This window comes from Micrococcus sp. KRD012, assembly GCF_017168555.1.
Lineage (GTDB): Bacteria > Actinomycetota > Actinomycetes > Actinomycetales > Micrococcaceae > Micrococcus > Micrococcus luteus.
In genome coordinates this window covers 105,290-118,002 of record NZ_JABFBB010000020.1, presented here as the reverse complement: position 1 = coordinate 118,002, position 12,713 = coordinate 105,290, and the positions used below count along the sequence as shown (strand labels likewise).

The window sequence follows — 12,713 nt, the reverse complement described above, 5'->3', positions numbered from 1 at the left end:
ACGGACGACCTGCTCGGGGGTGTGACGCTTCCTGCTGTTCGTCATGATCTGACCAGTCTCCCTGCCCGCGACCGCGGGCAACAGGACGACTCTCATAACGACTGGACCTACGAAACGGGGTCAGCCCAGGCGGTCGCCCGGGCTCCGCGTCGACTCGCGTGCCGTGGCCAGGAGCTCGGCCAGTTCCGCGGTTCTCCGCGCTTGTTGGCAGTAGTTTCGCAGCAGCCCGACCACATTCACGAGGCCGGAGTCCTGCAGCGCAGGGCTCCGGCTTCGTCGTACCCGGGGCCGGGCCACCTTTGCCGCCACTCCCCGTCGGTCGGGCGGGCGGTTCAGGCTGCGAACAGCACGTGCGTGTCCGGCACGACGGCCCGGCCGCCGAGGGCCCTGAGTTCCAGCAGGCAGGCCGCGCCCACCACCTCCGCACCCCGTGCCTCGATGAGCCGTCGGCCGGCGGCGAGGGTGCCGCCCGTGGCGAGGACGTCGTCGAGCAGGAGCACCCGTGACCCGGCCCGCAGGTCCTCGGAGACCTCGATGCTCGCGGTCCCGTACTCCAGCGTGTAGTCCGCGCGGGCTGCGGGCGCCGGGAGGCGCCCGGCCTTGCGCAGCGGCACGAGGCCGGTGCCTGTCAGGACGGCGGCCGCCCCGGCGAGCAGGAACCCGCGGGCCTCGAGGCCGGCCACGAGGTCGAACCGCCCCTCGAACGGCGCCACCAGGGCCTCAACACACTCCCTCAGGGCGCGGGCGTCGGCGAGCAGGGGCGTGATGTCCTGGAAGGCCACGCCCGGGCTGGGATGGTCGGGGACCACACGGATGAGCGAGCGGGCACGGGCGATCTCGGAGGTGACGGACACGGCCTCCACTCTAGGACGTACGCCGCCCGGGCCGCGGATGTGATCGGCGTCATCGGGCGGGGAGTTTGCTCTGGCTCCCTCAGGGGAGGACAGTAGATCGGTGGAAAATCCCCAGAATCCTCTCGCGGGCCGCGTGCCCGACGTCGAGCCGTCCGCCCGCGTGGCGGCGTCGACGGCCACCCGTCCCGACGACGCCACCCCCGACTGGCGCGGCCGCCCGTTCCTCGGCCAGCCCGGCCCGCTGGCGAACCTGTTCTCCGTGGAGCTGTGGGAGCGCTTCTCCTTCTACGGCATGCAGGCGATGCTCGTGTACTACATGTCCTGGACCGCCGCGGAGGGCGGCCTCGGGATCGACCCGGCCGTGGCCACGGGCATCGTCGGCGCCTACGGCGGCATGGTGTACGTGTTCTGCATCCTCGGCGGCTGGGTCGCCGACCGCCTGCTCGGCTCCGAGCGCACCATGTTCATCAGCGCCGTCGGGATCATGTTCGGCCACATCGCGCTGGCCCTCGTCCCGGGTGTCCCGGGCCTGGCCCTCGGCCTCGTGCTCGTCGCCGTCGGCTCGGGCGGCCTCAAGGCCAACGCCACGAACCTCGTCGGCTCCCTGTACTCCCGCGAGGACCCCAAGCGCGACGCCGGCTTCTCCATCTTCTACATGGGCGTGAACATCGGCGCCCTCTTCGGCCCGCTGCTGACCGGCCTGGCGCGGGACACGCTGGGCTTCCACGTCGGCTTCGGCCTCGCCGCCGCCGGCATGGCCATCGGCCTGGCGCAGTACGCCCTGACCCGCAAGAACCTGCCCACGGACGTGCACCGGGTCCCGGATCCGCTGCCGCGGTCGCAGTACGGCCGCTGGGGCCTGATCGGCCTGGGGATGGTCGCCGTCGTCGTGGTCCTGTTCCTCACGGGCGTCGTCACCCTGGGCAACCTCTCCGACGCCGTCGTCGTGCTCGCCGCCGTCGCGGCCATCGCGATCTTCGCCGTCCTGCTGACCTCCACGAAGGTCACGGAGGAGGAGCGCTCGCGCGTGAAGGCGTTCATCCCGCTGTTCATCGGCACGTCCGTGTTCTTCGCCCTCTTCCAGCAGCAGTTCACCGTGATCGCGCTGTACTCCGAGCACCGCCTCGACCGGAACCTGTTCGGCTGGCTCATGCCCATGGAGTGGGTCAACTCCATCAACCCGATCTTCATCATCGTGTTCGCCCCGGTGTTCGCCGCGCTGTGGACCAAGCTGGGCGCCCGCCAGCCCGCCACCCCGGTGAAGTTCGGCATCGGCATCGTCCTGATCGGCATCGCCTTCCTGCTGTTCATCCCGGTGGCCGACGTCGTCGCCGTGCCGCTGCTGTGGCTGACGCTGATCCTCTTCGTCTGCACCATGGGCGAGCTGCTCGTCTCCCCGGTGGGCCTCTCCCTGGCCACCAAGGTCGCCCCGCGCAGCTTCCCGGTGATGATGGTGTCGCTGTACAACCTGTCCGTCGCCCTGGGCACGGCCCTGGCAGGCTCCCTGGCCGGCTCCTACTCGGAGCAGAACGAGGTGGGCTACTTCGGCATGATCGGTGCGGTCACCCTGGGCGTGGGCCTGCTCGTGCTGGCCATCGCCAAGCCGGTGCGTCGCGGCATGCGCGGCGTGCTCTGAGCGCGCCAGTGGCGCGAATCACGCGCCGCTCGGTAGTCTGCGAGACGACGTCATCACTCCCGACCACACAAAGGACGCGCACTCCATGAGCTCCATCCCCGAAGGCCTGAAGTACTCCGCCGAGCACGAGTGGATCGCCGAGGCCGGTGCCGCCGGCACGGTCCGCGTGGGCATCACCGACTTCGCCCAGGATGCGCTGGGTGACGTCGTCTACGTGGACCTGCCGGAGGTCGGCACCGAGGTCACCGCGGGCACCGCGGTGGGCGAGGTCGAGTCCACGAAGTCCGTCTCGGACATCTACGCCCCGGTCTCCGGCACCGTGGCCGCCGTCAACGACGAGCTCGACGGCGAGCCCGGCCTGGTCAACTCTGCCCCCTACGAGGGCGGCTGGCTGTTCGAGATCACCCTCGCGGACGAGGCCCAGCTCGAGGGCCTCATGGACGCCGAGGGCTACGCCTCGCACACCAGCTGAGCCCCGTCCGCCGTCGCCCCGTCGCTGGCCGGCGGGGCGACGGCGTCCCCTTCGTCTCTCCCTCCGGCGCCGCGGCGCCGGCCCCCGCACAGGAGCACCCCATGAACCAGCCCGGACGTGAACCGGACCTGTCCACCTCCGCCATCAACCTCACCGAGCTGGCGCCGCTGGTCTCGGCGGACCTCACCCGCGAGGAGTCGGACGCGATCCGCGCCCTCCCGGCCGGTTCCGCGCTGCTGCTCGCCCACGAGGGCCCGGACCAGTCCGCCCGCTTCCTGCTGGACGAGGACGTGGTCTCCGTGGGGCGCCACCCGGACGCGGACATCTTCCTCGACGACGTCACGGTCTCCCGTCGTCACGCGGAGTTCCGGGCCGAGGACGGCGGCCATCGGCTCGTGGACCTGAACTCCCTCAACGGCACCTTCGTGAACCACGACCGCGTGGACGAGATCCTGCTGCGCTCCGGGATGCACGTGCAGATCGGCAAATACCGGCTCACGTACTACGCCGCACCGGCGCGGGGCTGAGCCGTCATCCCCGTGACCGATCCGCGCCCGCGACCCGACGCCGTCCCCGCCGCCCGCCCTGCGGGCCGGCTGGGCATCGGCGAGGTCGTGGCCGCCCTCGAAGCCGAATTCCCCGGCGTCACCGCGTCCAAGGTGCGCTTCCTGGAGGACCGCGGCCTCGTCCTGCCCGAGCGGACTCCCGCCGGCTACCGGCGCTTCCGGCCCGGGGACGTGGACCGGCTCCGGTTCGTCCTCGCCCTGCAGCGCGACCACTTCCTGCCGCTCAAGGTCATCGCCGACCACCTGGCCGCGCTGGACCGCGGCGAACGCCCCACCGGCCTGCCCGGAACCGCGGCGGTCCCGGCGTCCTCGGACGCGGAGCGGCTCGGCCGCGAGGTCGCCGGGGGTCGCCGGTCGTGGACCCGCGCCGAGCTCGCCGCCGAATCCGGTGCGGGCGAGGAGCTGCTGGCCGAGCTGGATCAGTACTCGCTCCTGCCCGTCGATCCCGACGGCGGCTACCCGAGCCACGCGATGGACGTGGCCCGGGCCGCCGTCGTGCTCGCGGGCCACGGCCTGGAGCCCCGGCACCTCCGCCCGCTGCGGGCCGCGGCCGACCGCGAACTGGGCCTGGTGGAGCGCGCCGTCGCCCCGCTGCAGGCCCGCCGCGACGCCGGCACCCGCCCCCGCGTGGCCCGCTCGGCACGCGAGATCGCGCAGGCCAGCCTGCGGCTGCATGCGGCCCTCGTGGCCGTGGGACTGGAGCAGTGGGATGACTGAGCCGCGCCCCGTGCCCGCCGACGACGCCGGCGACGTGCCGCTCTCCGTGCTCGGCGTGCGTGTCGAGCTGCCCGAACAGCACCACGTGATCCTGCTGGTGGATCCGCCCGGCCGCACGATGGTCCCGCTGTGGGTGGGCGCGCCCGAGGCCGCCGCCGCCGCGCTCGCGCTCGAGGGCGTCCGCACGCCCCGGCCCCTCACCCATGAGCTGCTCCTGGCCGCCGTCGACGCCCTGGGCGCCGAGGTCGTGCGGGTGCGCCTCACCGAGGTCCGGGACGAGGTCGTGCACGCCGAGCTCGTGCTCTCCACGGGCGCCCGGGTCGACGCCCGCGCGTCGGACGCCGTCGTGGTCGCCCTGCGCGCCGACGCCCCCGTGCTGGGCAGCCCCGCCGTGCTCGCGGACGCCGGCATGCCGGCGCGGACGGGGGAGGAGGACGCCGGCCAGGAGCGCGCCGTCGAGGACTTCCGCGACTTCCTGGACACGGTGCGCCCCGAGGACTTCGCCTGAGCGGAGCCGGCGCGACACGGCGCGGTCTCGCCGCCGGCTTCGTTGACCGTCCCCGGACCCGCGCGTACCTTCGAGGGGAAGAGGGCCCCGCCACCCGGAGCGCCTCCGTCGCCCTCCCCACGGTCACCGGGGAGCGCCGCCACGGTCACCGGCGGCACACGACGGTCGCGTCCCCCTCCCCGCACCGGGGGCCCCGCACCAGGAGGTTCCCCGTGACACCCACTGCAGGTCCTGGCCGGCCCCCCGCGCTCGGCGCCCAGGGCACGCTCTTCGACGAGGGCAGGACCCAGGGCGACGACGTCGGCTTCCGCGGTCCCACCGCGTGCAAGGCCGCCGGCATCACCTATCGCCAGCTCGACTACTGGGCCCGCACGGATCTCGTGGCCCCCACGGTCCGCAGCGCCTCCGGCTCCGGCTCCCAGCGGCTCTACTCGTTCCGCGACATCCTCGTCCTCAAGGTGGTCAAGCGCCTCCTGGACACCGGCGTCTCGCTCCAGCAGATCCGCACCGCCGTGGGCCACCTGCGCGAGCGGGGTGTCGAGGACCTGGCGCAGATCACCCTGATGAGCGACGGCGCCTCGGTGTACGAGTGCACCTCGGCGGACGAGGTCGTGGACCTCGTCCAGGGCGGCCAGGGCGTCTTCGGGATCGCCGTCGGCCGCGTGTGGCGCGAGGTCGAGGGCAGCCTCGCCGAGCTGCCCCGCGAGAGCGTGGTCGGCGCCCCCGAGCCGGGGGACGAGCTGGCCGGGCGGCGTCGGGCCCGCCGCTCCGCCTGACCCTCCACCCCGGGGCGCCCCGGAGGGCCGAGTCAGTCATCTTTCGTCTCGCAGCGGTGACTGTGCGCGACATGAGGCGGAACTCCGGCGCGGTGTGACACACTCCCAACCATGACCGCACCTGTCGAGAACTTCACCCCTCCAGAGGACGCGGCCGGGTCGACCGGAGCCGGCGCCGTCTTCTCCAAGGTCTTGGTGGCCAACCGCGGCGAGATCGCCGTCCGCGCCTTCCGCGCCTGCTACGAGCTGGGCGCCCGCACCGTCGCCGTCTTCCCCTACGAGGACCGCAATTCGATCCACCGCCAGAAGGCGGACGAGGCCTACCGCATCGGCGAGGAGGGCCACCCCGTGCGCGCCTACCTCGACGTGGACGAGATCATCCGCGTGGCGAAGGACGCCGGGGCCGACGCGATCTACCCGGGCTACGGCTTCCTGTCGGAGAACGCCGGCCTGGCCCGTGCCGCGGCTGAGAACGGGATCACCTTCGTCGGCCCGCCCGCCGACGTCCTCGAGCTGACCGGCAACAAGGTCGAGGCCCTGCGCGCGGCCAAGCGTGCGGGCATCCCCACCCTGGCCTCCTCGGACCCGAGCGCCGACGTCGAGTGGCTCCTGGAGCAGGCCGAGGAGATCGGCTTCCCCATCTTCGTCAAGGCCGTCGCCGGCGGCGGCGGCCGCGGCATGCGCCGCGTCGAGCGCCGCGAGGACCTGCGCGGCTCACTCGAGGCCGCGATGCGCGAGGCGGACACCGCCTTCGGCGACCCCACCGTGTTCCTCGAGCAGGCCGTCCTGCGGCCGCGGCACATCGAGGTGCAGATCCTCGCCGACGGCGAGGGCAACGTCGTGCACCTCTTCGAGCGGGACTGCTCGCTCCAGCGCCGCCACCAGAAGGTCATCGAGATGGCCCCGGCCCCGAACCTGGACGAGGAGATCCGGCAGGCCCTGCACCGGGACGCCGTCGCCTTCGCCAAGGAGATGGGGTACGTCAACGCGGGCACCGTCGAGTTCCTCGTGGACACGGCGGGCGAGCGTGCGGGCCAGCACGTGTTCATCGAGATGAACCCCCGCATCCAGGTGGAGCACACCGTGACCGAGGAGGTCACGGACGTGGACCTGGTGGGCGCGCAGCTGCGCATCGCCGCCGGCGCCACCCTGCCCGAGCTGGGCATCACGCAGGACGCCCTCCAGGTCCGCGGCTTCGCCATCCAGTGCCGCATCACCACCGAGGACCCGGCCAACGGCTTCCGCCCGGACATCGGCACCATCACCGCCTACCGCTCGGCCGGCGGCTCCGGTGTGCGCCTCGACGGCGGCACCATCTACGCCGGTGCGGAGATCAGCCCGCACTTCGACTCCATGCTGGTCAAGCTCACCTGCCGCGGACGCGACTACGCCACGGCCGTGCGCCGCGTGCGCCGCGCCCTGGCCGAGTTCCGCGTGCGCGGCGTGGCCACCAACATCCCGTTCCTGATGAACGTGATGGACGACCCGCAGTTCGTCAGCGGCGACGTCGCCACGGACTTCATCGACAAGCACCCCGAGCTGGCCACGGTGAACCGCTCCCAGGACCGCGGCTCCAAGGCCCTGCAGTACCTCGTGGACGTCACGGTCAACCAGCCGCACGGCCCGCGCATCGAGGGCATCGACCCCCGCGACCGCCTCCCGGAGCACCCGGGCGACAAGCACCAGGAGCCGGACCGCTCGCCCTTCGACGGCCCGAGCCGGAACGAGGACGCGGCGCCCCCGCACGGCTGGCGTCAGGTGCTGCTGGAGCAGGGCCCCGAGGGCTTCGCCCGCACCCTGCGCGAACAGACCGCGCTGGCCGTCACGGACACCACGTTCCGCGACGCCCACCAGTCCCTGCTGGCCACCCGCGTCCGCACGCGCGACCTGCTGGCCGCCGCCCCCGCCGTCGCGCACACCCTGCCGGGGCTGCTCTCGGTGGAGGCCTGGGGCGGGGCGACGTACGACGTCGCGCTGCGCTTCCTCCACGAGGACCCGTGGCAGCGCCTCGAGCTGCTGCGCGCGGAGCTGCCGAACATCCCGATCCAGATGCTGCTGCGCGGCCGCAACACGGTGGGCTACACGCCGTACCCCACCGAGGTGACGGACGCGTTCGTGGCCGAGGCCGCGGCGTCCGGCGTCGACGTGTTCCGCATCTTCGATGCGCTCAACGACGTCGAGCAGATCACCCCGGCCATCGAGGCGGTGCGTGCCACGGGCACCGCCGTGGCCGAGGCGGCGCTGTGCTACACGGGCAACATGACGGACCCGAAGGAGACGCTCTACACGCTCGACTACTACCTGGGCCTCGCCCGCCGGATGGTCGACGCCGGCGCCCACGTCCTGGCGATCAAGGACATGGCGGGCCTGCTGCGGCCCGCCGCGGCGCGCGAGCTGGTCACCGCCCTGCGCGCCGAGTTCGACCTGCCCGTGCACCTGCACACGCACGACACCGCCGGCGGTCAGCTGGCCACCCTGCTCGCAGCGGCGGAGGCCGGCGTGGACGCCGTCGACGCGGCCACCGCGTCCATGGCGGGCACCACCAGCCAGGTGCCGCTGTCCGCCCTGGTGGCGGCGCTCGAGCACACGGAGCGGGACACCGGTCTCGGCCTCGAGGCCGCCACCGCGATGGAGCCCTACTGGGAGTCCGTCCGCTCGGCGTACGCGCCCTTCGAGGCGGGGCTGCCCGCCCCGACCGGCCGCGTGTACCACCACGAGATCCCGGGCGGCCAGCTGTCCAACCTGCGCACGCAGGCGATCGCGCTCGGCCTGGGGGAGCGGTTCGAGGCCATCGAGTCGATGTACGCCGCGGCCGACGACCTGCTCGGCCACCTCGTCAAGGTCACCCCGTCCTCCAAGGTGGTGGGCGACCTGGCGCTCCAGCTGGTCGGTTCCGGCGTGGACCCGAAGGAGTTCGCGGAGCGTCCGCAGGAGTTCGACATCCCGGACTCCGTGATCGGCTTCCTGCGCGGCGAGCTCGGCGACCCGCCCGGCGGCTGGCCGGAGCCCTTCCGGACCAAGGCCCTCCAGGGTCGCCGCGAGGGCGCGGGCATGGTGGAGATCTCCGCGGAGGACTCGACCGCCCTCGCCGAGGCCGGACAGACCCGCCGCGCGGTGCTGAACCGCCTGCTCTTCCCCGGCCCCACGAAGGAGTTCGAGGCGCACCGCGAGGAGTTCGGGGACACCGTCACCCTGCACACCCGCGACTTCCTCTACGGCCTCGTCCCCGGGCGTGAGCACGTCATCTCGCTCGGACGCGGTGTCCGGCTGCTCGCCACCCTCATGTCCGTCTCCGAGCCGGACGAGAAGGGCATGCGCACGGTGATGGTCACCCTGAACGGCCAGCTGCGCCAGATGACCGTCCGGGACCGCTCGATCGAGTCCACCGTGCGGACCGCGGAGAAGGCGGACCCCGGCACCCCCGGCCACGTCGCCGCCCCGTTCGCGGGCTCGGTCACCGTCCAGGTGGCCGAGGGCGACGCCGTCGAGGTCGGCCAGGCGGTGGCCACGATCGAGGCGATGAAGATGGAGGCCACGATCACGGCCCAGGCCGCGGGCACCGTGCGCCGCGTGGTCACGGAGGGCGTCACGCCCGTCAACGGCGGAGACCTGCTGCTCGTGATCGAGTGAGCCCCGCGTGAGCCCGCCGCCGGCGGGCCGCCCCACGGGCCCGGACGCCACCGCGTCCGGGCCCGTGCCTATCCTGGGAGGCATGGCCACCTCTGCGGAACACCACGACCTGCTCATCATCGGCTCCGGATCGGGGAACTCCCTGATCAGCGAACACTGGAAGGGCCGGAGCGTCGTGATCGCCGACTCCGGCACGTTCGGCGGCACCTGCCTGAACGTCGGCTGCATCCCCACCAAGATGTACGCCTACCCGGCCGGCCTGGCCGCGCTGCCCCCCGAGGCCCGGAGCCTCGGGGTGGGGCTGGAGTTCACGGGCGCCGACTTCCCGGCCATCCGGGACCGCATCTTCACGCGCATCGACGGCATCAGCCGGGACGGGCTGCGCTACCGCCGGGACGATCTGGACTACACGAGCGTGATCCAGGAGGAGGTGCGCTTCGTCGGTCCCCGCCGCGTGCGCACCGCCTCGGGCCGGGAGATCACGGCGGACCAGGTGGTGGTCGCCGCGGGGTCGCGGCCCACCCTCCCGGAGATCCCGGGCCTGGACCTGCCGTCGGTGCACACCTCGGACACCGTGATGCGACTGGATCGGCTGCCGCGGCGGCTGCTCGTGGTGGGCGGCGGGTTCATCGCCTGCGAGTTCGCCTCCGTCTTCGCCGGGCTGGGGACCGAGGTCGTCCAGGTCAACCGCGGCCACCGGCTGCTCAAGCAGCACGACATGTCCGTGTCCACGACGTTCACGAAGATCGCTGCCCGACGGTGGGACCTGCGCACGGGGTGGACCCCGGCCGGGATCGAACCGGTCGAGGACGCCGAGCGGGCCGCGGACGGCTGGGTCCGGGTGCGCCTGGATCGCGCAGGGGGCCAGGAGCAGACCGGCATCGTGGAGGAGGCCATCGAGGCGGACACGGTGCTGATCGCGGTCGGCCGGACGCCGAACACGGACCGCCTCGACCCCGCCGCCGCGGGACTGGACGTCACCGACGACGGCGTCCTGGCCAGCGACGAGCATCAGCGCGCACTCTCCGACGGTGCTCCGGTGGAGGGGGTCTACGTGCTCGGGGACGTCGCCAACACGTGGCAGCTCAAGCACGTAGCCAATCACGAGGCCCGCGTCGTCGCGCACAACCTGGAGCATCCGGACGATCTCCGCGCCAACACGCTCGGCCCCGTGCCGGCGGCCGTGTTCACCCATCCGCAGGTGGCCTCCGTCGGTCTCACGGTGGAGCAGGCGCTCGCCGACTACGGCGCGGACGCGATCACGGTGAAGACCCAGTCCTTCGGGGACGTCGCCTACGGCTGGGCCATGGAGGACACCGAGGGCGTGTGCACCGTCGTCGCGGAGAAGGCCACGGGACGGATCCTGGGCGGGCACATCCTGGGGCACGAGGCCGCGAACCTCATCCAGCCGCTCGTGACCGGCATGGCGTTCGGCATCGACGCCCACCGGCTCGCGCGGGGCCAGTACTGGCCCCACCCGGCCCTCACCGAGGTCGTCGAGAACGCGCTGCTGGGCCTGGACGTGCCGGACTCCGGTCTGCTCTGACCGGAACCGCGGGGACGACGACGCCCGGCCGCGGGGCCGGGCGCCGTCGTCGAGGGGGCGTTCAGTTGTGCGGGGCGGGCTCCCCGTAGATGTCCGCGATCTGCGCGGCGAAGTCCTTCATGATCGCCGACCGGCGCATCTTCAGGGACGGGGTCACATGGCCCTCCTCCAGGGAGAAGTCGCGGTCGAGGATGCGGAACTCCCGGATCCCCTCGGCGCGCGAGACCAGGCTGTTGGCCTTGTCCACGGCCTCCTGGATGTGGCGGCGCACCGCGTCCTCGCGTGCGGCCGCAGCGACGTCGAGGTCCTTCGGCAGCCCGTTCGCGGCGAGCCACGCGGGCAGGGTGTCGGTGTCGAGGGTGACGATCGCCGCGATGAAGGGCTTGCCGTCGCCGACCACCATCACCTGGGAGACGAGCGCGTCGCTGCGGATCGCGTCCTCGAGCATCGCCGGTGCCACGTTCTTGCCGCCGGCCGTCACCAGCAGCTCCTTCTTGCGGCCGGTGATCGTGAGGAAGCCGTCGTCGTCCAGGGCCCCGAGGTCGCCGGTGCGGAACCAGCCGTCTTCGAAGGCCTCCTCGTTCGCCTCCGGCCGGTTGTGGTAGCCGCGCATCAGCGACGTGCCGCGCGTGAGGATCTCGCCGTCCTCGGCGATCCGCACCTGGTTGCCGCCGAGGGGGTGTCCGACCGTGCCGATCTTCAGCCGGTCCGGCCGGCCCACGGTGATGGGGGCCGTCGTCTCGGTGAGGCCGTAGCCCTCGAGGATGGTCACGCCCACGCCGCGGAAGAAGTGCGCCAGGTCGGTGGAGAGGGGGCCGCCGCCGGAGACCGCGTACGCGAGCCGGCCGCCCATGGCCGTCCGGATCCGGCGGTAGACCAGCGCGGAGTAGAACGCGCGCTGCAGCCGCAGGGGCGCCGTCATCTGGCCCGAGTCCAGCGCCCGGGACCAGCGGATCGCCACGTCCGCGCCACGGCGGAAGATCTTCTCCTTGCCGCCGCTCTGCGCGTTGAGCAGCGCCGCGTTGTAGATCTTCTCGAACACGCGCGGCACGGCCAGCACGAAGCTCGGCTGGAAGGTCTGCAGCGAGACCGAGAGCCGCTTGATGTCCGAGACGTGCCCGCAGCGTGCGCCCGCGGCGACGGTGAGCACCGAGACGAAGCGCGCGAACACGTGCGCCAGGGGGATGAACAGCACGGTGGAGGTGTCCTGGCGGACGACGTCGCCGAGCGAGGAGGACAGGGTCTGGTTGACGAGCTCCGCGAAGTTCTCGTGCGTGAGCTCGCAGCCCTTGGGCCGGCCCGTGGTGCCGGAGGTGTAGATGATGGTCGCCAGGTCGGCCAGGCCGGCGGAGGACCGGCGCGTCTCGAGCTCCTCATCGGTGACGTCCGTGCCCAGGGCGACGAGCGCCTCGAGACCGGAGCCGGGGGCGCCGTCGGCCGGGTCCATCGTCCACAGGCCGATCAGCTCCGGCAGGCCCTCGCGCTGCACCGCGTCCCGCACCGTCTTGGCGAGGTTCTCGTTCCCGGTCACGACGGCGCGCACGTGCGAGTCCTCGATGATCCAGGACACCTGGCTGACGGAGGAGGTCTCGTACACGGGCACGGTGACCGCGCCGGCATACCAGATGGCGAAGTCGACCAGTGTCCACTCCAGGCGGGTGGAGGCCAGGAGCCCGACCGTCTCCCCGGGCTGGATCCCGGCGGCGATCAGCCCCTTGGCCAGGGCCCGCACGCGCTCGCGGGCGTCCCGGGCGGAGACGTCCGTCCACTGGTCCTGCGCGTCGGGCACCGCGAAGAGGCCGTGGTCGGGACGCTCCGTGGCCTGGCGTTCCAGGAAGTCCGTGATGTTCGCCTCCGGGGACAGGCGGGGGTGGTACGGCTCGCTGATCTCGTGCATGGGACTCCTCGGGCGTTGGGTCGGTCCCGCCGACCGGTGGTCGGCGGAACGGAAGTATGTGTGAGTCGTGTCACGCACACTCTACAACCGGCAGCGGTGGGGTCCGGGCGC

The 12,713-nt window shown here is 72.7% G+C and carries 10 protein-coding genes; 8 read left to right on the top strand and 2 right to left on the bottom strand.

Annotation, left to right across the window (positions count from 1 at the left end; all coding sequences use genetic code 11):
• Positions 1-332: 332 nt before the first annotated feature.
• The gene (locus tag J1M37_RS08625; protein WP_043278777.1) at positions 333-854 is read right to left on the bottom strand and encodes an adenine phosphoribosyltransferase; all 522 of its coding nucleotides are present in this window, start codon (positions 852-854) and stop codon (positions 333-335) included.
• Between the two features lie 100 nt (positions 855-954).
• Between J1M37_RS08625 and J1M37_RS08620 the strand changes: the two genes are divergently transcribed.
• From J1M37_RS08620 to J1M37_RS08585, 8 genes are all read left to right on the top strand, one after another.
• A complete protein-coding gene (locus J1M37_RS08620) occupies positions 955-2,490 on the top strand; it encodes a peptide MFS transporter (RefSeq protein ID WP_081097783.1) in 1,536 nt (511 codons plus the stop codon).
• Between the two features lie 85 nt (positions 2,491-2,575).
• The gene (gcvH, locus tag J1M37_RS08615) at positions 2,576-2,962 is read left to right on the top strand and encodes a glycine cleavage system protein GcvH (RefSeq protein WP_002854607.1); all 387 of its coding nucleotides are present in this window, start codon (positions 2,576-2,578) and stop codon (positions 2,960-2,962) included.
• A 101-nt stretch (positions 2,963-3,063) separates the two neighbouring features.
• On the top strand, positions 3,064-3,489 hold the full coding sequence (locus J1M37_RS08610; RefSeq protein ID WP_049146965.1) for an FHA domain-containing protein: 426 nt from the start codon (positions 3,064-3,066) through the stop codon (positions 3,487-3,489).
• A 12-nt stretch (positions 3,490-3,501) separates the two neighbouring features.
• Positions 3,502-4,245 carry a transcriptional regulator FtsR gene (gene ftsR, locus J1M37_RS08605; protein ID WP_060974307.1) on the top strand — a complete coding sequence of 248 codons (744 nt, stop codon included), beginning with the start codon at positions 3,502-3,504 and terminating at the stop codon, positions 4,243-4,245.
• On the top strand, positions 4,238-4,753 hold the full coding sequence (locus tag J1M37_RS08600) for a bifunctional nuclease family protein (RefSeq protein WP_060974306.1): 516 nt from the start codon (positions 4,238-4,240) through the stop codon (positions 4,751-4,753). The genes ftsR and J1M37_RS08600 overlap by 8 nt, the downstream gene beginning before the upstream one ends.
• A 212-nt stretch (positions 4,754-4,965) precedes the next feature.
• Positions 4,966-5,529 carry a MerR family transcriptional regulator gene (locus J1M37_RS08595; RefSeq protein ID WP_012750924.1) on the top strand — a complete coding sequence of 188 codons (564 nt, stop codon included), beginning with the start codon at positions 4,966-4,968 and terminating at the stop codon, positions 5,527-5,529.
• Positions 5,530-5,640: 111 nt separating this feature from the next.
• On the top strand, positions 5,641-9,159 hold the full coding sequence (locus J1M37_RS08590) for a pyruvate carboxylase (protein WP_122054388.1): 3,519 nt from the start codon (positions 5,641-5,643) through the stop codon (positions 9,157-9,159).
• 82 nt (positions 9,160-9,241) lie between these two features.
• Positions 9,242-10,705 carry a mycothione reductase gene (locus J1M37_RS08585; RefSeq protein WP_036384583.1) on the top strand — a complete coding sequence of 488 codons (1,464 nt, stop codon included), beginning with the start codon at positions 9,242-9,244 and terminating at the stop codon, positions 10,703-10,705.
• A gap of 61 nt (positions 10,706-10,766) precedes the next feature.
• On the opposite strand, the gene J1M37_RS08580 is transcribed toward J1M37_RS08585, so the two are convergent.
• Positions 10,767-12,602 (bottom strand): AMP-dependent synthetase/ligase, encoded by a 1,836-nt coding sequence (locus J1M37_RS08580; RefSeq protein WP_122054385.1) that lies wholly within the window; start codon positions 12,600-12,602, stop codon positions 10,767-10,769.
• Between the last annotated feature and the right edge of the window lie 111 nt (positions 12,603-12,713).